This is a genomic window from Streptomyces sp. NPDC030165, from assembly GCF_055573595.1.
This window is the reverse complement of the sequence record NZ_JBVIBD010000004.1, coordinates 486,781-508,427: the sequence shown is the minus strand read 5'-3', so window position 1 is coordinate 508,427 and position 21,647 is coordinate 486,781. Positions and strand designations below refer to the sequence as shown.

The 21,647-nt window shown below is 73.0% G+C and carries 17 protein-coding genes; 7 read left to right on the top strand and 10 right to left on the bottom strand.

The features are described 5' to 3' along the window. Positions 1–786 precede the first annotated feature (786 nt). The gene (gene trpS / locus ACZ4Z1_RS11245; protein ID WP_468486293.1) at positions 787–1,785 is read left to right on the top strand and encodes a tryptophan--tRNA ligase; all 999 of its coding nucleotides are present in this window, start codon (positions 787–789) and stop codon (positions 1,783–1,785) included. Positions 1,786–1,884: 99 nt separating this feature from the next. On the opposite strand, the gene proC is transcribed toward trpS, so the two are convergent. The 3 genes from proC to ACZ4Z1_RS11230 form a co-directional block, all read right to left on the bottom strand. Then, entirely contained in the window at positions 1,885–2,694 is an 810-nt protein-coding gene (gene proC / locus ACZ4Z1_RS11240; RefSeq protein ID WP_468486292.1) for a pyrroline-5-carboxylate reductase, read from the bottom strand. Between the two features lie 275 nt (positions 2,695–2,969). Beyond that, positions 2,970–3,749 (bottom strand): ABC transporter permease, encoded by a 780-nt coding sequence (locus tag ACZ4Z1_RS11235; RefSeq protein WP_468486291.1) that lies wholly within the window; start codon positions 3,747–3,749, stop codon positions 2,970–2,972. Further along, positions 3,746–4,603, bottom strand: a complete 858-nt coding sequence (locus ACZ4Z1_RS11230; protein ID WP_468486290.1) for an ABC transporter ATP-binding protein — start codon at positions 4,601–4,603, stop codon at positions 3,746–3,748. The genes ACZ4Z1_RS11235 and ACZ4Z1_RS11230 overlap by 4 nt, the downstream gene beginning before the upstream one ends. A gap of 166 nt (positions 4,604–4,769) precedes the next feature. On the opposite strand from ACZ4Z1_RS11230, the gene ACZ4Z1_RS11225 reads away from it, so the two are divergent. The 3 genes from ACZ4Z1_RS11225 (at position 4,770) to ACZ4Z1_RS11215 (ending at position 8,508) form a co-directional block, all read left to right on the top strand. Beyond that, positions 4,770–5,168 (top strand): hypothetical protein, encoded by a 399-nt coding sequence (locus tag ACZ4Z1_RS11225; protein ID WP_468486289.1) that lies wholly within the window; start codon positions 4,770–4,772, stop codon positions 5,166–5,168. Between the two features lie 199 nt (positions 5,169–5,367). After that, a complete protein-coding gene (locus ACZ4Z1_RS11220; protein ID WP_468486288.1) occupies positions 5,368–7,008 on the top strand; it encodes a SulP family inorganic anion transporter in 1,641 nt (546 codons plus the stop codon). Between the two features lie 90 nt (positions 7,009–7,098). Further along, positions 7,099–8,508 carry a M1 family metallopeptidase gene (locus tag ACZ4Z1_RS11215; protein ID WP_468486287.1) on the top strand — a complete coding sequence of 470 codons (1,410 nt, stop codon included), beginning with the start codon at positions 7,099–7,101 and terminating at the stop codon, positions 8,506–8,508. A gap of 362 nt (positions 8,509–8,870) precedes the next feature. Here ACZ4Z1_RS11215 and ACZ4Z1_RS11210 read toward each other — a convergent pair whose 3' ends face one another. After that, complete coding sequence (locus ACZ4Z1_RS11210) at positions 8,871–9,398, bottom strand: hypothetical protein (RefSeq protein ID WP_468486286.1); 528 nt, start codon at positions 9,396–9,398, stop codon at positions 8,871–8,873. 80 nt (positions 9,399–9,478) lie between these two features. Continuing rightward, on the bottom strand, positions 9,479–9,859 hold the full coding sequence (locus ACZ4Z1_RS11205) for an SH3 domain-containing protein (RefSeq protein WP_468486285.1): 381 nt from the start codon (positions 9,857–9,859) through the stop codon (positions 9,479–9,481). Positions 9,860–10,014: 155 nt separating this feature from the next. Here ACZ4Z1_RS11205 and ACZ4Z1_RS11200 point away from each other — a divergent pair, with 155 nt between their 5' ends. Next, a complete protein-coding gene (locus ACZ4Z1_RS11200; RefSeq protein ID WP_468486284.1) occupies positions 10,015–12,399 on the top strand; it encodes a protein kinase domain-containing protein in 2,385 nt (794 codons plus the stop codon). Between the two features lie 66 nt (positions 12,400–12,465). Here ACZ4Z1_RS11200 and ilvD read toward each other — a convergent pair whose 3' ends face one another. From ilvD to ACZ4Z1_RS11180, 4 genes are all read right to left on the bottom strand, one after another. Beyond that, the gene (gene ilvD, locus ACZ4Z1_RS11195) at positions 12,466–14,316 is read right to left on the bottom strand and encodes a dihydroxy-acid dehydratase (protein WP_468486283.1); all 1,851 of its coding nucleotides are present in this window, start codon (positions 14,314–14,316) and stop codon (positions 12,466–12,468) included. 174 nt (positions 14,317–14,490) lie between these two features. Further along, positions 14,491–15,186: a TetR/AcrR family transcriptional regulator gene (locus tag ACZ4Z1_RS11190; protein ID WP_468486282.1), complete on the bottom strand. Its 696-nt coding sequence runs from the start codon at positions 15,184–15,186 to the stop codon at positions 14,491–14,493. Beyond that, complete coding sequence (locus tag ACZ4Z1_RS11185) at positions 15,183–15,995, bottom strand: sugar phosphate isomerase/epimerase family protein (RefSeq protein ID WP_468486323.1); 813 nt, start codon at positions 15,993–15,995, stop codon at positions 15,183–15,185. Before ACZ4Z1_RS11185 ends, ACZ4Z1_RS11190 begins: the two co-directional genes overlap by 4 nt. Positions 15,996–16,051: 56 nt before the next feature. Beyond that, positions 16,052–16,984: a Ppx/GppA family phosphatase gene (locus ACZ4Z1_RS11180; protein ID WP_468486281.1), complete on the bottom strand. Its 933-nt coding sequence runs from the start codon at positions 16,982–16,984 to the stop codon at positions 16,052–16,054. A 91-nt stretch (positions 16,985–17,075) separates the two neighbouring features. Here ACZ4Z1_RS11180 and ACZ4Z1_RS11175 point away from each other — a divergent pair, with 91 nt between their 5' ends. Continuing rightward, positions 17,076–17,978, top strand: a complete 903-nt coding sequence (locus ACZ4Z1_RS11175) for a DUF3109 family protein (RefSeq protein ID WP_468486280.1) — start codon at positions 17,076–17,078, stop codon at positions 17,976–17,978. A gap of 170 nt (positions 17,979–18,148) precedes the next feature. Here the strand turns inward: ACZ4Z1_RS11175 and ACZ4Z1_RS11170 are convergent, their stop codons facing one another. Beyond that, positions 18,149–20,017 (bottom strand): BACON domain-containing protein, encoded by a 1,869-nt coding sequence (locus ACZ4Z1_RS11170; RefSeq protein WP_468486279.1) that lies wholly within the window; start codon positions 20,015–20,017, stop codon positions 18,149–18,151. A 210-nt stretch (positions 20,018–20,227) separates the two neighbouring features. On the opposite strand from ACZ4Z1_RS11170, the gene radA reads away from it, so the two are divergent. Further along, complete coding sequence (radA, locus tag ACZ4Z1_RS11165) at positions 20,228–21,640, top strand: DNA repair protein RadA (RefSeq protein WP_468486278.1); 1,413 nt, start codon at positions 20,228–20,230, stop codon at positions 21,638–21,640. The last annotated feature ends 7 nt before the right edge of the window (positions 21,641–21,647 follow it).

Sequence of the window (21,647 nt, the reverse complement as noted above, 5' to 3'; positions counted from 1 at the left end):
TATCAACATATCTGGCGTTGACTTTTGGCACGCTGTTGAGTTCTCAAGGAACGGACGCTTCCTTTGTGCCTGTTTCACCAGGCTCTCCGGGCGCTCCCCTTCGGTCTTGCTTTTCCGACTCTATCAGATCCTCGCGGTCCTGATTTCCGCCGGTGCGTTTCGGCCTTTCGGCTTCTGCGCGGTTCCAACCTTACCAGATCCGTTCGGCGTTTCCGCTTTCCGTATCCGGCCCCTGCTGGAGCGGGGTGGCCGTCCGGCTTTCGCTTTCCGGCCTTTCCGACTCTATCAGATCCGATTTCCGTTCCGGGCTTCCGGTGAAAGGAGCTGACGGCTCGAATGTGAATCCGATTCCCCGTCGGAGGGGGTTGTTCGCGCCTTCCGGCGTGATCACTACTTTAGTGCTTTTTCCCGGTGACGCATAATCGAGTCACTGGTCCGAATTTCGGCATGCCGAAATTCATCCCGTTCGGGAGTCGTGCAGTAGTGGTTGTGCCGCCGGTCTGGCGTGAGGGGCTGCCGTGGACGCCTGTCGGCTCCGTGGCAACTCGGAGAACACTACACGAGGGGTTGGGGCGCTTCAAACCCGTGCCGGGGCGCGGATCTGGGCGTACCGTGGTCCCCATGACGACGCGTGCACTCGTACAGCAGTGGTGGCCCGCCTGACGGCGGCCGCCCCCCAGTGCATGCAGACAACGGCCGCCGCCTCGGCGGCCGTTTCGCGTATCTCCTCGCAGCCGGCCGGCAGGTGCGGCGGTCCCGGATCCAGAAGTTCGGGAGACGAGAGAGATGACGCGGATCTTCAGTGGTGTGAAGCCGACCGGGCACCTGACCCTGGGGAACTACCTCGGGGCGCTGCGCGGCTGGGCGGACGAGGACCAGCACCGGGCCGACGCGCTGTTCTGCGTCGTGGACCTGCACGCGCTGACCGTCGACCACGACCCGGCGCGGGTGCGAAGGCTCAGCCGGCAGGCCGCCACGCTACTGCTGGCGGTAGGGCTCGATCCGAAGCAGTGCACGGTGTTCGTGCAGAGCCATGTCGACGAGCACGCGCGGCTGTCCTACCTGATGGAGTGCACCGCCTCCGACGGCGAGATGCGGCGCATGATCCAGTACAAGGAGAAGACCGAGCGGGAGCGGGCCCGGGGCGGCAGCGTGCGGCTGTCGCTGCTGACGTATCCGGCCCTGATGGCCGCCGACATCCTCGCGTACGGGGCCGACGAAGTGCCGGTGGGCGAGGACCAGGCGCAGCACGTCGAGCTGACACGAGACCTGGCAGTGCGGTTCAACCAGCGGTACGGGCAGACGTTCGTCGTCCCCGAGGCGACGGTGCCGAAGGTGGCCGCGCGGGTGATGGACCTCCAGGAACCGACGTCGAAGATGGGGAAGTCGCACGCCCGTACCTCGGGAATCGTCTACCTGCTCGACGAGGCGGACGTGGTGCGCAAGAAGGTGATGCGGGCCGTCACGGACGGCGGGTCGGACGTCGTGTACGACCGGGCCGAGCGGCCCGGGGTGGCCAACCTGCTGGACATCCTGGCCGCGTGCGGTGCCGGTGATCCGGCGGAGCTGGCGGACGAGTACGACTCGTACGGCGCGCTCAAGAAGGACGCGACCGAGGCGGTGGTGGAACTCCTGCGGCCGGTGCGGGAGCGGCACGCGGAGCTGGTGACGAACCCGGAGTACGTGGACTCCGTCCTGCGGGACGGGGCCGAGCGGGCCCGGGCGATCGCGCGGCCACGGGTGGACGCGGCGTACCGGGCGGTGGGGCTGATGCCGGCGGTGTGAAAGTGGAGAGGTGAGCCGGACCGTGGCCACCGGTGCGAAGGTTTCGCGGTGGTGGCCACGGCCCAGGTGAGTGCCCCGGGGGCTGGTAGGGCTGGTTCGTCAGCCGTTGCCGGAGGCGAGTTCCCGACTGCGGTCGCGCGCCGCTTCGAGAGCGGCGATCAGGGCGGCCCGTACGCCGTGATTCTCCAGCTCGCGGATGGCGTTGATGGTGGTACCGGCGGGCGAGGTCACGTTCTCGCGGAGGGTGACCGGGTGCTCGCCGCTGTCGCGAAGCATGGTCGCCGCGCCGATCGCCGCCTGCACGATCAGGTCGTGGGCCTTGTCGCGCGGCAGGCCCAGCAGAATGCCGGCGTCGGTCATCGCCTCGACCAGGAAATAGAAATACGCCGGGCCGGAGCCGGAAAGGGCGGTCGCCGCATCCTGCTGGGACTCCGGTACCCGCAACGTCTTGCCGACGGTGGCGAAGATTTCCTCGGCGCGGGTCAGGTGGGCGGCGGTGGCGTGCGTGCCGGCCGAGATGACGGACATCGCCTCGTCCACCAGGGCCGGGGTGTTCGTCATGACCCGTACGACGGGGGTGGCGTCGGGCAGCCGCTCCTCGAAGTAGGCCGTGGGGATGCCGGCGGCGCCGCTGATGACCAGGCGGTCGGCGGGGGTGTGCGGGGCCAGCTCCGTGAGGAGGGTGCCCATGTCCTGCGGCTTCACGGTGAGGATCAGGGTGTCCGCGGACTTGGCGGCCTCGGCGTTGGTCACCGGGGTGACGCCGTAGCGGGTGCGGAGCTGGTCGGCGCGTTCGGGGCGGCGGGCGGTGACCATGAGGTCGCTGGGGGCCCAGCCGCCTCGGATCATGCCGCTGAGGAGGGCCTCGCCGATTTTTCCGGTGCCGAGTACGGCGACCTTCTGGGTCATGTTGCGGTTCACCTCGCCGGTGGGGGTGCTTGGGTGCGGGGGTGGCCTTGGCCTTGTTCTTGGCCTTGCCCTTGGGCGGTCGGCCGGGGGCGTTGGGACTGCTGCCCTGGTCATCCTCGCATCGTGGGGGGTTCGGGAGGTGGGGGTGTTCACGTTGTGGGCGGGGGCGGGTGGGTGTGGACGGGGGTATTGGACGCCGTGATCGCCCGGCGGGCTCGTCATCAGCCGCCGGACGGGCTGGATCGTGCTGGGGGCCGGGGCTTGTTCGGGGGGGATTACGGGGTGCGGCGGGGGAGGGTGGGGATGGTGAGGGCTAGGGGGAGGAGGGTGGCGAAGGTGAGGATGAGGGTGTTGTGGAGGAAGGCGGGTGTGGGGGTGGGGTGGGTGAGGATTTCGGTCATGGCGTCGACCGCGTAGGACATCGGGAGGACGTGGGAGATCGCCTCCAGGACCGGGTGCATCGTGTCGCGTGGGGCGAAGAGGCCGCACAGGAGGAGCTGCGGCATCAGGACGGCGGGCATGAACTGGACGGCCTGGAATTCGGACGAGGCGAAGGCCGAGACGAAGAGGCCGAGGGCGGTGCCCAGGAGGGCGTCCAGGACGGCGACCAGGAGGAGCAGCCAGGGGGAGCCTGTGATGTCCAGGTCCAGCAGCCAGACGGACAGCGCGGTGGCGAGGGCGGACTGGACGATGGCGAGGGCGCCGAAGGCCAGGGCATAGCCGCCGAGCAGGTCGGCCTTGGACAGGGGCATGGCGAGGAGGCGTTCGAGGGTGCCCGAGGTGCGTTCGCGGAGGGTGGCGATGGAGGTCACCAGGAACATGGTGATCATCGGGAAGACGCCGAGGAGCGCGGCGCCGACGCTGTCGAACGTACGGGGATGCGCGTCGAAGACGTAGCGGAGCAGCGCGATCATCACACAGGGGACGAGCAGCAGCAGGGCGATGGTGCGCGGGTCGTGGCGCAGTTGGCGCAGTACACGGGCGGCGGTGGCCAGGACCCGTGCTCCGGAGATGGGGAGGGGGAGAAGAAGGAGGGGTGAGGGGGCGCGGGTCATGGGGTGGGCTCCGAGGGGCGGGGCGCCGGGGTGGACGGGGTACCGGCGGCGGTGGTGGCGTTCTCGACCAGGTGGAGGAAGGCTTCCTCGACGGTGGCCGTCCGCGTACGGGCGCGCAGCGCGTCGGGGGTGTCCTCGGCGAGGATGCGGCCCTCGCGCATCAGGAGCAGCCGGTGGCAGCGCTCGGCCTCGTCCATGACGTGGGAGGAGACGAGGAGGGTGGCGCCGCGGTCGGTGGCGAGGCGGTGGAAGAGCTGCCACAGGTCGCGGCGGAGTACGGGGTCCAGGCCGACGGTCGGTTCGTCCAGGACGAGGAGTTCCGGGGCGCCGAGGAGGGCGACGGCCAGGGAGACGCGGCTGCGCTGGCCGCCGGAGAGGTGGCCGGCGAGGGTGTCCGCGTGCGCGGTGAGGCCGACGTCCTCGATGGCGCGGCGCACGCTGTCCCGGCGCTCGGCGCGGGCGGTGCGGCCGGGGTGCAGCACTGCGGCGAAGTAGGCGAGGTTCTGGCGGACGGTGAGGTCGTCGTAGACCGCGGGTGACTGGGTGACGTAGCCGATGCGGGGGCGCAGGCGGGCGTGGCCCGCGGGGTGGCCGAGGACGTCGAGGGTGCCGGTCACCTGGGCCTGGGTGCCGACGACGGCGCGCATCAGGGTGGACTTGCCGCAGCCGGACGGGCCGAGGAGGCCGGTGATCCGGCCGGGCGGGACGTCGAAGCCGAGGTCGTTCAGGACGGTGCGGCCGCCGCGTACGACCGTGAGGGCGCGGGCCCGGACGGCGGTGGTCCCGGCGGGGGTGGCCCCTTGGGAGGTGGTCCGGGTGGCCGGGGCGGGCCGGCCGCAGCCGTAATTCCTCATGTGTTGAATATTGCGTGCGGGGGCCGGGGCGTCAAGGGCCGGGGCGCGCTCCGGCGATCCCCGGAGTGCACGGATTCGACCACTCCTGGTTGATAACTCAGCGTTTACATGACGGTTACACAACGACTCGATCGAAGTCGTGCCGCTGTGGACACACTCAAGGTGAGTGTCCAGTCAGCCGGATGAGGGGGCCGACGCCATGCGCCGCGTGCTGCTGTTTCTCCTGGCGGCACTGCTGGCGTTCCCGGTCGGCACCGAGGGCGCGTACGGGCGGGCGGCCGGGGGCAGGGGCGGGACGCAGACCGCCGGCGTGGCCACTCCGTACGCGTACGAGGACGGCGGCCCGGCGGACTCCGCGGCCGGACGCTGCCCGACCGGCCGCGCCGCCCGTTCGGCGACCGGCGGGCCGGCCTCCCACCCCGGCGACCAGGCCAGGGGCGCGAGCGACCCCACTGTCCCGCCGGCCACCGGCCCGGATCCGGCGGCCCCGGTCACCGGGCGCCGCGCCGTGCCTCTGAGGCGTTCGGGCCAGCTTCCGATCAGTCATCGCGTCTTCCGCTGCTGAGCGGGGACGGCCGTCGCCGGTAGCCCGCCGTCCACGGTGCGAGGTCCCGGCGGTGGCATCCCGGCAGGTGGCGAGCGCCCAGGGCCGGTCCCCCGTGCCCGCGCAGCTCACCGTTCACGGATCGATCCGGACATCCGTTTCCGCCGCTCGGCGCACGTCCGCGCCGCGCGGTCCGCCGCAATGCGCTGGAGGCATCGTCATGCGGAAAACCTTCGTGCAAAAAGGTTCTGTACAGAAAGTGTTCGGGCAGAAAGCAACGGTCATACGTGCGGACTTCGCCGCTTCCCTCGTCGTGTTCCTGGTTGCCGTGCCGCTGTGCGTCGGCGTGGCCGTCGCCTCCGGTGTGCCGGCCGAACTCGGGCTCGTCACCGGCATCGTCGGCGGCCTGCTCACCGGCTTGCTGCCCGGCAGCAGCCTCCAGGTCAGCGGCCCGGCCGCCGGGCTGACCGTCCTCGTGTACGAGGCGGTCGAGGAGTTCGGACTGGGCGCGCTCGGGGCGCTGGTGCTCGCGGCCGGTGTGGTGCAGCTGGTCATGGGCGCGCTGCGGCTGGGGCGCTGGTTCCGGGCCATCTCGGTGGCGGTCGTCCAGGGGATGCTGGCGGGCATCGGGCTGGTGCTGATCGCCGGTCAGCTGTACGCGCTCACCGACGCGAAGCCACCGGGCACCGGGCTCGCCAACCTCGGCGGCCTGCCGGAGCTGGTGTCCGACACGGTCTGGTCGGACCAGGCGCTGACCGCGGCGTCGATCGGCCTGGGCACCATCGCCGTACTGGTGCTGTGGCCCCGGTGGAAGGGCGCGGCGCGGGTGCTGCCGGCGCCGCTGGCGGCCGTGGCGCTGGCCACCGTCACCGTCGCCGCCCTCGGCCTGCCGGTGGCCCGGGTGGAGGTCACGGGGCTGCTGTCCGCCGTACAGCCGCCGGGCGGGGCGGACTTCGCGCAGCTGGCGGGGGTCGGCGCGGTCGGCACCGTGCTGGCCTTCGCGCTCATCGCGTCGGCCGAGTCGCTGTTCAGCGCGGCGGCCGTGGACCGGCTGCACGACGGGCCGCGTACGGACTACGACAGGGAGCTGATGGCGCAGGGCGCGGGCAACGCGGTGTGCGGGATGCTCGGCGCGCTGCCGATGACCGCAGTGATCGTGCGCAGCGCCGCGAACGTGCGGGCCGGGGCCCGTACGAAGGCGTCGCGGGTGCTGCACGGTGTGTGGCTGCTGCTGTTCGCGGCGGCGTTCCCGGCGGCGCTGGACGTCGTGCCGCTGGCGGCGCTGGCGGGGGTGCTGGTGCACGCGGGCTGCAAGCTCATTCCCGTACGGGAGTTGGTGCCGCTGTGGCGTGAGTACCGGGGTGAGGCGGTGGTGCTCGCCGGGACGGCCGTGGCGATCGTGGTGACCAACATGTTCGAGGGCGTCGTCATCGGGCTGCTGACGGCGGTCGCGAAGTCCGCGTGGGAGACCTCGCACGCGCACCTTGAGGTGTCGGGACTGGAGAACGACGGCCCCGGGGCCGGGCCCCTTCGCGTACGCGCGCTCGGGAACGCCACCTTCCTACGGCTGCCCAGGCTGCTGGACCAGCTGGAGGCGCTGCCGCGCGACCGGGCCGTGATCCTGGACCTCTCCGGGCTGCGGCACCTCGACCGCGCCTGCGCGGCGGCGCTGGGCAACTGGGCGGAGCGGCGCCGGCCGGCCGGCGAGCCGGGCTCCGGCGGGGCCGGGGACGGGGACGGGAGCGGGGACGGGGCCGGTGTGGGTGCCGGCTCCCATGCAGGTCCCGGCCCCGGTCGTGGGGCCGGGCCGGGTGCCGCCACCGTCACCCTCTCCCCGCCATCCGGGCATAAGGGCGGATAAACGCCATTACCGGAAGGGAGCGGCGTTGCGGGCCAAAGGGCCGTAGGGTCGGGGGGCTTGATCCACCTGACCCACGACCCTAGGAGCCCCGTGATCCGCCGGCCTCTCCGCTCCTGCGGTGCGACCGCCGCGCTCTCCGTCGCCCTGCTGCTGTCCTCCTGTACGAGTGCGACCCGGCTGGACGGCACGCAGGGCGCGGGCAGTGTGCACGACCCTCTCTTCCCCGCCCTCGGCAACGGCGGGTACCAGGTCGGGCACTACGGTCTCGACCTCGCCTACGACGTACGCGGCGGCACGCTGGACGCCACCGCCGAGATCAGCGCCACCGCGCAGGCCGATCTCGCCTCCTTCCAGCTGGACCTCCAGGGGATGAAGGTGCACGGCGTGCGGGTGGACGGCGAAAACGCCGAGTTCTCGCGCAAGGGCCACAAGCTGACGGTGCGCCCGCACGCGACCGTGAAGAAGGGCGCCACGTTCCGTACGACGGTCGAGTACGACGGCGAGCCCGAGGAGATGACGGACGCGGACGGCGCGACCGAGGGCTGGGTCCGTACGAAGGACGGAGCGTTCGTCGCGGGCCAGCCGGCCGGGTCCATGACGTGGTTCCCCGGCAACAACCACCCCGGTGACAAGGCCGCGTACGACTTCAGGATCACCGTGCCGGACGGGTACACCGCCGTCGCCAACGGCGAGCTGCGCGGCCGCAAGAGCGCCAGGGGCCGGACCACCTTCGAGTGGCACAACGCCGAGCCGATGGCCACCTACCTCGCCACCGCGACGATCGGGAAGTTCACCGTCCAGGAGTCCCGGACGAAGGGCGGGCTGCCCGTCTACACGGCCGTGGACCCGGCGGAGGCGAAGGAGAGCGCGGGGCCGCTGGGCCGGCTGGACGAAATCCTGGACTGGTCGGTGAAACGGTTCGGCCCGTATCCGTTCTCCTCCGCCGGGGCGATCGTCGACCAGACGCCCGAGCGGGTCGACTGGGGCGCGCTGGAGACCCAGACCAAGCCGGTCTACGCCGGGGCGCCGGACGAGGGCACGATCGTGCACGAGACCGCGCACCAGTGGTTCGGCGACTCGGTGACGCCGAAGACGTGGCAGGACATCTGGCTCAACGAGGGGTTCGCGCAGTACGCGGAGTGGCTGTGGGAGGAGGACAAGGGCGGCCGTACGGCGCAGCAGCAGTTCGACGCGCTGTACGAGACCGACGAGGACGACGAGGACGTCTGGGGCTTCCCGCCCGGCGAACCGGGCACGGCGGAGAACGTGACCGGCGACCCCGTCTACAAACGCGGCGGCATGGTCCTCCAGCAGCTCAGGAAGGCCGTGGGCGACCAGGTCTTCTTCTCGATCCTCAAGGACTGGCCCGCGGAACACCGGCACGGCAGCGCGGACACCCAGCAGTTCATCGACTTCTGCCAGGACCGCACGGACGAGGACCTGACAGACCTCTTCGACGACTGGCTGTACGGGGACGGGAAGCCGGACTGGGAGTACTGAGGCGCGCGGGCACACCAGGGATCCGGGGTGAGGCAGCCTGGTCGGCATCATCTCGCGGCCGCGCGCGACGCGGGACGACGTCGCGGCGCACTGGCGCGAGCTGCGCGAGCACACCGTGGCGGGGGCGGGCGGCGCGTCGGCCGACGCAATCGTGGTCTCGGGGGCGGAGGCCGTGCTGACCGGTCAGCTCTGGGGGCCGGTACGGGCCACCGGGAAGTCCTTCCGGTCGCCGTTCGCGCTGCGGTTCACCGTCGAGGGTGGCGAGATCGTGCGCCATCACGTCTACGAGGACAGCCTGGCGATCTCTGCACGCCCGGGGAGTGAGGCAGGCGCGTCCTCCGTACGCAGGCGCGTCCTCCGTGCTAGCCGCGCTTCTTCTTCGTCTTCGTCGCCTTCTTGGCCGCCGGGTTGCCCGTACGGGCCTTCCGGCGGCGCTCGTAGCGTTCGCGTTCCGCCTCGTACTCGGCGCGCCGTACGCCCTCCCCCGGGGCCTCGACGAGGCTGCGGCAGAAGTAGGCGAGCAGCGAGCCGATGAAACCGATGAGCAGCAGGCTCTGCGCCGACCGGTCGGCCGGACGCTCGGCGGCCGGGCTGTCGGCGATGCGGGTCAGGCGTTCCCAGGTACGGCGGAAGGCGACCGCGCTGCACACCGCGAAACAGGCCACGACCAGGACGTTGAGGAGCGAGCCGACCGCGGCGATCTCCAGGCCCTGGAAGGCGAAACGCAGCACCACCGCACCGGCCGCGGCGAGCGCCAGCGAGCCGATGGCGACCCCGGCCCGGCGCAGGCCGTAGCCGCCGTCGTGGTGCACCCAGGTCGTCCCGAAGAAGCGGATCGGGGCCGGCTCGGGGCCGGCCCGGTCCGGGGCGGGCCGTGTCTCGTCGCTCATGCCGCCGATTATCCCCGGCGGGCCGGGACGCCCGGCAAGGCGGCCGGGGCCGGACGGTCGCGCCCTGACGGCCCGGCCGCTCAGTTCGCGCAGCGCGGTGCCACGAAGCCGTCGCTGCCGGTGCGGACGTACGTGTCCGAGACGTACTGGCCGGGCGCGATGCAGTCCCAGATGTCGTTGGTGCCGTACGGGCCGCTGACCCGTTCGCCGTGGCGCTGGCAGCGGATGGCGACCCGGGCGCCGTACGGCAGCTGCCGTACGAGGGAGCTGCGGCTGCTCGGGCCGCTGCGGACGTTGAGGCGGTAGCCCGGGGCGACCGGATAGGTGGCCGCGGTCGCCGCCATCGCCTCGGCGGCGACGCCCTCGGCCCCGGTGACCGCCTCCGCCTCGGCGATCACCGCGGCCTCCTCCGTGCCGGTGCCCGCGGCCGTGCGGACGGCGTTCTCCGGTGTGCTGGTCATGTGTACTCCCCCGTCGAGTGGTCCCGGTGTCGCGGACCGGTCCGCGTGCGGCGGCCGGTTCACCGCGCACGCTAGCAAGCCTCACCTGTCCCGTACGCACCATCGACTAGGCTCCGTGCGTCGCATCTGCGGCCCATGGACACGGGGGTGGGGAGATGCCGCCGCTGCGCGGTTCCGGGGTGGACCCGGAAGCGGAACGTCCGCTGTACGCGGGCCGGTACCGCCTGGACGCGCGCCTGGGCTCCGGCGGAATGGGCGTGGTGCACCTGGCGCGGTCGTCGTCCGGGCTGCGCCTGGCGGTCAAGGTCGTGCACGCCGAGTTCGCCCAGGACCCCGAGTTCCGCGGCCGGTTCCGGCAGGAGGTGGCGGCGGCGCGGCGGGTGAGCGGCGCGTTCACCGCGCCGGTCGTGGACGCCGATCCGGACGCCGACCGGCCCTGGATGGCCACCCTCTACATCCCCGGGCCGACCCTCGGCGACCACGTGAAGCGCGACGGGCCGCTCGCGCCCGACGAGGTCCGCAGGCTGGCCTCCGGGCTCGCCGAGGCGCTGCGCGACATCCACCGGGCGGGCGTGGTGCACCGCGACCTGAAGCCCGGAAACGTGCTGCTCGCCGCCGACGGCCCCAAGGTCATCGACTTCGGTATCTCGCGTCCCGCGGACAGCGAGATGCGCACCGAGACCGGCAAGCTGATCGGTACGCCGCCGTTCATGGCACCCGAGCAGTTCCAGCGGCCGCGTGAGGTGGGTCCCGCGGCGGACGTGTTCGCGCTGGGGTCGGTGCTGGTGCACGCGGCGACCGGGCGGGGACCGTTCGACTCGGAGAGCCCGTACATCGTCGCCTACCAGGTCGTGCACGACGAGGCGGATCTGACGGGGGTTCCGGAGGACCTGGCGCCGCTGATCCGTACGTGCCTGGCGAAGCGGCCGTCCGACCGGCCGACTCCGGACGTGCTGATGCGGATGCTGCACACGGAGGCCCCTACCGAGACCTACGACGGTCTGCTCGCGGACGCCCCGGACCCGGAGGCCTCGCCCGGCCCGGGAGCCTCCCTGGCCCCGGAGGACGCGCGCGTTCCGGCGCAGCGGGAGCCCGTACGGGTCGTCCCGGCACCCGTGCCGTCCGCCGCGCCGGACCGGGGTGCGGAGACGCACGTACGGGTCCGGCGGCCGGAAGGGGAAGCCGGAGCAGAAACAGAAGCGGAAGGAGAAGCGGAAGGGGAAGGAAAAGCTGAGGCGGGGAGAGGTACGGGGACAGGAGCGGACTCGGAACCGGGCACCGGCCCGGCTCCGGAATCGGCCCCCGCCCCGCGCCGCCCCCGCTGGGTCGTCCGGTCCGCCGTGGCGACTGTGACAGCCGTGCTCGCCGGAGCGGGCATCTTCGCGGGCGTACGGGTCCTGGGGGCCGAGGACGCCTCGGCGCTCCAGACGCGGGCCGGCGACGGCACCGCCGCGGCCTTCCGCCCGTGGCACACGCAGGTGGTGCAGCGGCCCGCCGGGCATCCGGCCGAGATGCCGTTCTGCGCGTACGGCGCTTCCGCCCTGTTCTGCGTCGAGCGGGGGCTGAAGGCCGCGCGGGTGGACACGGAGGGCGGCGCGGTGACGTGGCGGCGGGCGAGCGGGCCGGTCCGCAAGGGCGACATGCCGCCGAGCGTGCCGGTGTTCTCCGGCGGGCTGCTGTACGTACGGTCTCCCGACGGCAAGCGGCTGGAGGCGCTGGATCCGTCGGCCGGCGCGCAGGGCGCGACGCGCTGGAGCAAGGACCTGACCGGGTACGACGCCGAGGTGCGGATCGTGGGCGAAACGATCCTGTTGACCGCACCGGACGGCATGATCACCGCCCTGGACAGCGCCACGCACCGGGAGCGCTGGCACCACCGGTTCCCGGCGCAGCCACTGGGCCAGTTCACCGCGTACGGAGACGGCCGTACGGCGTACGCGGCCACCGTCTCGGCCGACGGGTCCTCCACCGTGATCACCGCGATCGACCCGGTGCGCGGGACCCTGCGCTGGGAACGGCGGCTGCCCGGCTCACTCACCCTCGCCGGTACGGGCGCGTCCGGCTCGGTCTACCTGACCGCCGCCGACCCGCTGCTCGTCACCCGCACGTCGGCCGTCGTCGGCTACGACCCGGCGACGCACCGCGTACGGCGGCTGCCGCTGGACGCGCCGGTCGACGACGCGGCGGGCGTGGTGCGCGGGGAGACGGTCTACGTGCTCGCCACCACGGGCGGCACGCTCCAGGCCGTCGGCGAGCGGCGGTGGAGCGTGGAGACCTCGGTGAGCCGGGGGTCGGTGCCGGTGCTCGACCCGAAGGCCGAGCGGCTGTACTTCACCGGCGCCGACGGCCGGCTGCTGGCCGTCGACACCCGGCGCGGCGCGCTGCTCGGCCAGACCCCGCCCCGGCTGGCCACCGGCCGCAGCGGCTACCTGGAGAAGCTGCCCGCGCCGCTGCCGGACCCGCGGCGCGGCCGGATCTACGCGGCGGCGCCGGACGGCTCGGTCTTCGCCGCGGACGCGGAGAACCCCGCCCGCTGGTGAGAGCGGGCGGGGCTCTTGCGGGGCCGGGGGCTCTGACGGAGCCGGGGCTCAGCCGGGGCCGGGGGCTCAGCCCAGCTTGGTCACGTCGCGCACCGCGCCCTTGTCGGCGCTGGTGGCCATCGCCGCGTAGGCGCGCAGGGCCTGCGAGACCTTGCGCTCGCGCTTCTTCGGCGCGTACACGCCGCCCAGTGCCTCCCGGCGGGCCGTCAGCTCCGCCTCGGGCACCAGGAGTTCGATCGAACGATTCGGGATGTCGATACGGATGCGGTCGCCGTCCTCGACCAGGGCGATGGTGCCGCCGGAGGCCGCCTCGGGCGAGGCGTGGCCGATGGACAGCCCCGAGGTGCCGCCGGAGAAGCGGCCGTCGGTGACCAGTGCGCACGTCTTGCCCAGACCGCGGCCCTTGAGGAAGGACGTCGGGTAGAGCATCTCCTGCATGCCGGGGCCGCCCTTGGGGCCCTCGTAGCGGATGACGACGACGTCGCCCTCCTTGACCTGCTTGCCGAGGATCTTCTCGACGGCCTCCTCCTGCGACTCGCAGACGACGGCCGGGCCCTCGAACGTCCAGATCGACTCGTCGACGCCCGCGGTCTTGACCACGCAGCCGTCCTCGGCGAGGTTGCCCTTGAGGACGGCCAGGCCGCCGTCGGCCGAGTACGCGTGGGCGAAGTCGCGGATGCAGCCGCCCGCGGCGTCCACGTCGAGGCTGTCCCAGCGCTCGGACTGGGAGAAGGCGGTGGCGGAGCGCTTGCAGCCGGGGGCCGCGTGCCACAGTTCGACGGCCTCGGGGGACGGGGACCCGCCCCGCACGTCCCAGGTCTTGAGCCAGTCCGCCATGGAGGAGCTGTGCACGGTGTGCACGTCCTCGTTGAGCAGGCCCGCCCGGTACAGCTCGCCCAGGATGGCCGGAATGCCGCCGGCCCGGTGCACGTCCTCCATGTAGTACGTGCCGCCCGGGGCGACGTTCGGCGCGACCTTGGCCAGGCAGGGCACCCGGCGGGAGACCGCGTTGATGTCCTCCAGGCCGTAGTCCAGCCCGGCCTCCTGGGCGGCGGCCAGCAGGTGCAGGATCGTGTTCGTGGAGCCGCCCATGGCGATGTCCAGGGCCATGGCGTTCTCGAAGGCGGCGCGGGAGCCGATGCTGCGCGGCAGCACGGTCGCGTCGTCCTGGTCGTAGTACCGCTTGGTGATCTCCACGACGGTGCGGCCGGCGTTCTCGTACAGCGCCCGGCGGGCGGTGTGGGTGGCCAGCACCGTGCCGTTGCCGGGCAGCGACAGGCCGATGGCCTCGGTCAGGCAGTTCATCGAGTTGGCGGTGAACATGCCGGAACAGGAGCCGCAGGTCGGGCAGGCGTTGTCCTCGATACGGAGGATGTCCTCGTCCGAGATGCTCTCGTCGACCGCGTCGGAGATGGCGTTGACCAGGTCCAGCTTGCGGACCGTGCCGTCGACGAGGGTGGCGCGGCCGGCTTCCATGGGGCCGCCGGAGACGAAGACGGTGGGGATGTTCAGGCGCAGCGCGGCCATCAGCATGCCCGGGGTGATCTTGTCGCAGTTGGAGATGCAGATCAGCGCGTCCGCGCAGTGCGCCTCCGCCATGTACTCGACGGAGTCGGCGATCAGGTCGCGGGACGGCAGGGAGTACAGCATGCCGCCGTGGCCCATGGCGATGCCGTCGTCCACGGCGATGGTGTTGAACTCGCGGGCGATGCCGCCGGCCGCCTTGATCGCCTCGCTGACGATCCGGCCGACCGGCTGGAGGTGGGTGTGGCCCGGCACGAATTCCGTGAAGCTGTTGGCCACCGCGATGACGGGCTTGCCGAAGTCCTCGCGCGCTACGCCCGACGCCTGCATGAGCGCGCGGGCGCCGGCCATGTTGCGGCCATGGGTGACGGTGCGGGACCTCAGCTCGGGCACGTGGATCCACTCCTCGGGTGCGTCTGTCTCTCGTGCGCTTGTCGGTATACGTACGGAGTCCGTCGAGCCTACGCCCCGGCTCCAAGATCTGGACAGTGAATCCGGCATGTGAGACACGTGACCGCTGTGCGGACGCCTTGCGGAGGAGCGGAGGGCGAAGGACCGGAGGAGCGGTCAGGGCCCGGTCAGGTGCCCCTGCACCACGGGGGCGACCCGGGCGATGACGCGTTCCGGGTCGGCCGACGCCAGCGGCTCCAGCTTGATCACGTACCGCAGCAGCGCCGTCCCCACCAGCTGCGCCGCCGCCAGCTCGGCCCGCAGCTCCGCGTCGGGCACCGCCAGCTCGCCCGCGATCCGGCGCAGCAGCTGGCGGGCGATGAGCTTGCGGAAGACCGCGGCGGCGACGTCGTTGTTCAGGGCGCTGCGCACGATCGCCAGCAGCGGCTCGCGGGTGACCGGGTTCTCCCAGACGCCGAAGACGAAGCGGGTCAGCCGCTCGCCCACCCCGTCCAGGCCGCCTTCGAGCACGGCCTCGGGCGCGTCCAGGGCGGGCGCGAAGGACATCTGGACGGCCGCCTCGAAGACCTGCTCCTTGGTGCCGTAGTAGTGGTGGACCAGCGCCGGGTCCACGTCCGCCGCCTTGGCGATGCCGCGGATCGAGGCCTTCTCGTAGCCGCGCGCGGCGAACTCGGCGCGGGCGGCCGTGAGGATGCGCTCGCGCGCGCCGGGGCCGTGCGCGGAGTCCGTACGGGACGGCCGGCCGCGCCTGCGGGGCCCGGCGGCGGGCCGGGGCCCCGGTTCCGTACTCCCGGCCGCGGCGGCGCGGGCGTCCGGGCCCGTCCCCCTGGCGCCGGAACTGCCGCTCGTCACGAGCCGGGCACCCACGTCGGCGACGCCAGGTGCAGCCGCGTGAAGGCCAGTGCCTCCGCGAGGTCCGCCTCCCGCTCGGCAGCCGACATCGCACGCCGTGTGTTGACCTCCACGACGATGTGCCCGTCGAAGCCGGTGGCGGCGAGCCGCTCCAGCAGCTCGGCGCAGGGCTGCGAGCCGCGGCCCGGCACCAGGTGCTCGTCCTTGTTGGAGCCGTTGCCGTCGGCGAGGTGGATGTGCGCGAGGCGCTCACCCATCCGGTCGACCATGTGCAGGGCGTCGCTGCGCGAGGTGGCGGTGTGCGAGAGGTCGACGGTGAAGTGCCGGTAATCGTCCTTGGTGGGGTCCCAGTCCGGCGCGTACGCCAGCATCTCGCGGTCCCGGTAACGCCACGGGTACATGTTCTCGACGGCGAACCGTACGTCCGTCTCGCTCTCCATCCGCCACACTCCGCGTACGAACTCGCGGGCGTAGTTGCGCTGCCACCGGAAGGGCGGATGGACGACCACCGTCGAGGCCCCGAGCTTCTCCGCGGCGTTGCGTGCGCGCTGCAGCTTCACCCAGGGATCCGTGGACCACACCCGCTGCGTGATCAGCAGGCACGGCGCGTGCACGGCCAGGATCGGCACCCCGTGATAGTCGGAGAGCCGGCGCAGCGCCTCGATGTCCTGGCTGACCGGGTCGGTCCACACCATGACCTCGACGCCGTCGTAGCCCAGGCGCGCGGCGATCTCGAAGGCCGTCGCCGTCGACTCCGGATACACCGAGGCCGTGGACAGGGCGACCTTCGCATCCGGGATGCGCACCACTGGCTCCGTCACGAGGGACAGGGTACGGGCCGCCGTCGGCGGGTGCCGGAGGCGCCCTACCCCGCGGGCAGGTGGTCGAGATGGCGCAGGATCACGCCCTCGCGCAGCGCCCACGGGCAGATTTCCAGCGTGCGCACCCCGAACAGGTCCATCCCGGCCTCCGCCACCAGCGCCCCGGCGAGGAGCTGCCGCGAGCGGCCTTCGGAGACGCCGGGCAGCTTGGCGCGGTCCGCTGCGGTCATCCCCGCCAGCCGCGGCACCCACTCCTCCAGCGCCTTGCGGTCCAGCTCACGCTGGGTGCAGAGGCCTTCGGCGGGCCGGGCGGCACCGGCGATACGGGCCAGCTGCTTGAAGGTCTTGGAGGTGCCGACGACGTGGTCGGGGGTGCCGTAGCGCGTGAAATCGCTCACCACCCGCGCGATTTCGGCCCGTACGCGCTTGCGCAGCGCCCGTATGTCCTCCGCCTCCGGCGGATCGCCCGGCAGGTCCGCCGCGGTGAGCCGGCCCGCGCCCAGCGGCAGCGACACCGCCGCGTCCGGCTCCTCGTCCAGCCCGTACGCGATCTCCAGCGAGCCGCCGCCGATGTCCAGCACCAGCAGCCGCCCCGCCGACCAGCCGAACCAGCGGCGGGCCGCGAGGAACGTCAGCCGGGCCTCGTCCTCGCCGGACAGCACCCGCAGTTTCACGCCGGTCTCCAGGGCGACCCGGCGCAGCACGTCCTCGCCGTTGGCCGCCTCGCGGACCGCGGAGGTGGCGAACGGCAGCACGTCTTCGACGCCCTTGTCCTCCGCGACCTCGACCGCCGTGCGTACCGTGGCCACGAGCCGCTCCACGCCCGTGTCGCCGATCGCGCCGTCCTCGTCGAGGAGTTCGGCCAGCCGCAGCTCCGCCTTGTGCGAGTAGGCGGGCAGCGGGCGCGCACCCGGGTGCGCGTCCATCACCAGCAGATGGACCGTGTTCGACCCCACATCGAGGACTCCGAGTCTCATACCGTCGAACCTACTGCGGGCGGCCGGGAACCGACGGCGTGCCCGGCCTCCGGAGAACGGTGCGGGGTGCCGTCCGCCGTACGCTGGAGTAGTGGCTAAGACGAACAAGGCGAAGCAGGAAAAAGCCCTGAAGAAGGCGGAAAAGCAGCGCGCTCGGGAGGCGCGCGCGGCGCAGGAGGCGCAAGGGGCTCGGGCCGACGAGGTCGGCGGCCTGGACTTCGCCCGCGCCTGGGTCACCTTCCCCGATCCCGCCGACGACGAGCAGGTCTTCCGCTGCGACCTGACCTGGCTCACCTCCCGCTGGACGTGCATCTTCGGCAGCGGCTGCAAGGGCATCGAGGCGGGCCGCGCGGACGACGGCTGCTGCACGCTCGGCGCGCACTTCTCCGACGAGGAGGACGAGCAGCGGGTCGCGGAGCACGTGGCGCGCCTCACACCGGATCTGTGGCAGTTCCACGATGTCGGTACGGACACGGGCTGGATCCAGGAGGACGAGGACGGCGACCGCCAGACCCGGCGCTGGAAGGGCTCGTGCATCTTCCAGAACCGCCCCGGCTTCCCGGCCGGCGCCGGCTGCTCGCTGCACATCCTCGCGCTGCGCGAGGGCCGCGAGCCGCTGGAGACCAAGCCGGACGTCTGCTGGCAGCTGCCGGTCCGCCGCACCTACGACTGGATCGACCGCCCCGACGACACCCGTATCCTCCAGGTCACCATCGGCGAGTACGACCGCCGCGGCTGGGGTCCCGGCGGCCACGACCTGCACTGGTGGTGCACATCGGCGACGTCCGCACACGGCGCGGGCGAGCCGGTCTATGTGTCCTACGGGCCCGAGCTGACCGAGCTGATGGGCAAGGAGGGCTACGACCGCCTCGTGGAACTCTGCGAGGAACGCCTGGCGGCGACGCTCCCGATGGCGCCGCATCCGGCGGACCCGGAGGGGACGCCCCCAAGGGTGACGCTGCCGTTGGTGACGCAGCAGGCGGGGGCGGAGTAGGCAGGGGCGCGACGGGGGGCGTACGGGGTCGCGTTCTGGGGCGGGCGTGCGGGGCTGCGTCCTGGACGGGTTTTGCGGAGCAGTGTCCGGGGGCGGGCGTACCGGCGCCCTGGGGCGGCCGTACGAGGTCAGCGCCTTGGAGCGGCCGGGCGAGCCCGGAGACCGGCTGGTCACCCCGTCGGACCGGACGGGCCGGTGGACGGGGTCGGTCCCGTCGTCGGTTCCTGCGTCGTGGGCGTCGGTGTGGGGGTCGGGGCGGGTGACGCCGGCGGCTCGCTCGTCGGCTGCCGCGTCGGTGTGACCGGCTCGGGCCGGGGGCCGTGCCCCGTCGGCCTCGGGTGTCCCGGCCAGTGGCCGCCGTTCCCCTGGCCCCAGCCCTCCAGCGTCACCGTCGTGCCCCCGGGCGCCAGGGTGACCCGTGCGTTCCAATAGCCGTCCGGTTCCCGGTCGTGATCCACGGACACCAGGAGCGTGCTGGACTCCCCCGGCCTCAGCACGCCGGCCGCGGCGCTCAGCCGCAGCCACGGCGCGCCCGCCTGCGCCGACCAGTGGACCGGCGCGCCACCGGACGCGGCGAGGGTGACGGCCGTGACGTCGCCGCGCGGTTCGGCGGTGACGGTCAGCCGCCCGGGGCCGGTACCGGAACGGTCCGGTTCGCCGGGCCGCAGGAGCGTGCCGTCCGCGCCGACGACCTGCACCGAGACGTCGGAGACACCGGACCGGCCGCTCGCTGTCAGCGGGAGCGGCACGGTGGTGGTGCGCGCGCTGCCCGCGTTCTCGTACGGGTGGCCTTCGAACGGGCCGCTGCCCGGCTCGCCGGCCGTCACCGACGGGCCGTCGCTCTCGCCGGTCAGGGGCTCGCCCCGGTAGGCGGCCCACAGGGCGAGCACCGGCGCCGCCAGGACGGTGGCGATCACGGTCGTGGTCACGGCCCGGGTCCGCAGCCGTCGCCTGCGGGCCGCCGGGTCCTTGGGGCGTACGGGGAATCCGCGCCGGTCGTAGCGAGGAGAACCGTTTACGCCATTCACGCGCCCCGCGCGCCCGGAGCGTACGGGGACGCCCGCGCCCGCCACCCCTTCGGCACGCCCCGAACGCGAACCGCGCGCCGCCGTCATGGCCGTGAGCACGGCCGGGCGCGGGGCGGTGACCAACGGCAGCGCGCCGTGGTCCAGGGGCGCGGTGCCCGGCCAGGGCCCGTGGGCGGTGGCCCGCTCGGCCGTACGGCGGCACTCCGCGCAGTCGTCCACGTGCCGGACCAGCTCCCGGCGCAGGGCGACGCCGAGCAGCATCTGCGTGTCGGCCGCGAGCTGCGCGACGTCCGGGCAGCGGCCGAACTCGACGACCGCGAGCGCGGCACGGGTGCGTTCGACCTCGCAGGCGGCGGTGGCCAGGAGGGTGCGGGTGGCGTCGGTGTCGCCCCCGAGGACGGCCGCGACCTCCTCGGGGGACAGGCGGTGGCGTACCGAAAGCTCCAGCGCCTCGCGCTGCTCGGGGGTCGTCCCGGCGGCTTCGGGCCAGGCCAGGGCGGTCAGTTCGCGCCGCTGCCGGGCCATGTCGGCGGTCCTGTCGGACGGTCCGCCGCCGACGGGCACGGCGCCCAGGCCGGACGACGCTCCGGTGCCGTGGGTCGTGCCCGCTCCGTGAGCGGAGATGCCGGTGCCGGTGTCGCTGCCCGGGCCGGCCGTGGTCCCGCTCCCTCGCTCCGGGCCGCGGTCCGGGCAGGAGACCGGGCCGCCGTCCCGCGCCCGGTCGGCCAGCCGCCGCAGGCAGGCCCACCGGGCCAGCGCGTACAGCCAGGACCGGTACAGACCGGGGTCGGGCGGGCGGCGGCCGTGGTGCCGTTCGGCGACGGCGAGCACCTCGCCCAGGACGGCGGTCGCCGCGTCGTGCTCGCACAGGACGGACAGACAGTAGGTGAACAGCCCGTCGAGATGGGGCTCGTACCGCTCGGTGAGCCGCTCCCGGTCGTGGCGCTGAGCACCGTCGTGCGCCCGGTGTGCGCCGGTGGCGTGCGTGGGGTGATCGGACCTGCTGCTCATCACCCGGCGACGGTAGGCGGATGATGCAGGCCCTATCGCGCCGCACGGACACTTTTAATCCATACGGGTGACGTTCTCCCTCAAAAGAGGACACCAGTGCCTGGTTTCACGTCCGTTGCGGGCCTTCACACCCCGCCCGCGCGCCCCGTCCGGCGCCCCGAAACGCCCGCGCGCCCGGCGTTGTCACACCCCACGACTACGGTGAACACCATGGCGACTCGTAAATCCTCGGCCAAGGAGCGGCCCTCGTACCGCTGCACCGAATGCGGCTGGACCACCGCGAAGTGGCTCGGCCGCTGCCCGGAGTGCCAGGCATGGGGCACGGTCGAGGAGTTCGGCGGCGCCCCCGCCGTCCGTACGACCGCGCCCGGCCGCGTCACGACGGCCGCGCTGCCCATCGGCCAGGTGGACGGCCGCCAGGCGACCGCCCGCTCGACCGGTGTGGACGAGCTGGACCGGGTGCTGGGCGGCGGCCTGGTGCCGGGCGCCGTGGTGCTCCTCGCCGGCGAGCCCGGCGTCGGCAAGTCCACGCTCCTGCTGGACGTGGCCGCCAAGGCGGCGAGCGACGACCACCGCACGCTGTATGTGACGGGTGAGGAGTCCGCGAGCCAGGTGCGGCTGCGCGCCGACCGCATCGGCGCCATCGACGACCACCTGTATCTCGCCGCCGAGACCGACCTGTCCGCCGTCCTGGGCCACCTGGACTCGGTCAAGCCGTCGCTGCTGATCGTGGACTCCGTCCAGACCGTCGCCTCGCCCGAGATCGACGGCGCGCCCGGCGGCATGGCGCAGGTCCGCGAGGTCGCCGGCGCCCTGATCCGGGCGTCCAAGGAGCGCGGCATGGCGACGCTGCTGGTGGGCCACGTGACCAAGGACGGTGCCATCGCGGGCCCCCGCCTCCTGGAGCACCTGGTCGATGTCGTACTGAACTTCGAAGGTGACCGGCACGCCCGCCTGCGCCTGGTGCGCGGCGTGAAGAACCGCTACGGCACCACCGACGAGGTCGGCTGCTTCGAGCTGCACGACGAGGGGATCACCAGCCTCGCCGACCCGTCCGGCCTCTTCCTGACCCGCCGCGACGAGCCCGTGCCCGGTACATGCCTGACGGTCACCCTGGAGGGCCGCCGCCCGCTGGTCGCCGAGGTGCAGGCGCTCACCGTCGACACGCAGATCCCCTCCCCCCGCCGCACCACCTCCGGCCTGGAGACCTCCCGCGTCTCGATGATGCTGGCCGTCCTGGAGCAGCGCGGACGCATCGCGGCCCTCGGCAAGCGCGACATCTACAGCGCCACGGTCGGCGGTGTGAAGCTGACCGAACCGGCCGCCGACCTCGCCGTGGCGCTCGCCCTGGCCAGCGCCGCCAGCGACACCCCGCTGCCGAAGAACCTGGTCGCGATCGGCGAGGTGGGCCTGGCGGGCGAGGTCAGGCGGGTGACCGGCGTCCAGCGCCGGCTGGCCGAGGCGGCCCGGCTCGGCTTCACCCACGCCCTGGTCCCGGCCGACCCGGGCAAGATCCCGGCGGGGATGCGGGTGCTGGAGGTCGCCGACGTCGGCGAGGCCCTGCGGGTCCTGCCCAAGCGGCCGCGCCGGGAGCCGCCGCGCGAGAAGGCGGCGGCCGAATAAGGACGGT

Coding starts and splice junctions, on each gene's coding strand:
- trpS (WP_468486293.1), top strand. CDS start 787: ATGACGCGGATCTTCAGTGGTGTGAAGCCGACCGGGCACCTGACCCTG.
- proC (WP_468486292.1), bottom strand. CDS start 2,694: ATGACCCAGAAGGTCGCCGTACTCGGCACCGGAAAAATCGGCGAGGCC.
- ACZ4Z1_RS11235 (WP_468486291.1), bottom strand. CDS start 3,749: ATGACCCGCGCCCCCTCACCCCTCCTTCTTCTCCCCCTCCCCATCTCC.
- ACZ4Z1_RS11230 (WP_468486290.1), bottom strand. CDS start 4,603: ATGAGGAATTACGGCTGCGGCCGGCCCGCCCCGGCCACCCGGACCACC.
- ACZ4Z1_RS11220 (WP_468486288.1), top strand. CDS start 5,368: ATGCGGAAAACCTTCGTGCAAAAAGGTTCTGTACAGAAAGTGTTCGGG.
- ACZ4Z1_RS11210 (WP_468486286.1), bottom strand. CDS start 9,398: ATGAGCGACGAGACACGGCCCGCCCCGGACCGGGCCGGCCCCGAGCCG.
- ACZ4Z1_RS11205 (WP_468486285.1), bottom strand. CDS start 9,859: ATGACCAGCACACCGGAGAACGCCGTCCGCACGGCCGCGGGCACCGGC.
- ACZ4Z1_RS11200 (WP_468486284.1), top strand. CDS start 10,015: ATGCCGCCGCTGCGCGGTTCCGGGGTGGACCCGGAAGCGGAACGTCCG.
- ACZ4Z1_RS11180 (WP_468486281.1), bottom strand. CDS start 16,984: ATGAGACTCGGAGTCCTCGATGTGGGGTCGAACACGGTCCATCTGCTG.
- ACZ4Z1_RS11170 (WP_468486279.1), bottom strand. CDS start 20,017: ATGAGCAGCAGGTCCGATCACCCCACGCACGCCACCGGCGCACACCGG.
- radA (WP_468486278.1), top strand. CDS start 20,228: ATGGCGACTCGTAAATCCTCGGCCAAGGAGCGGCCCTCGTACCGCTGC.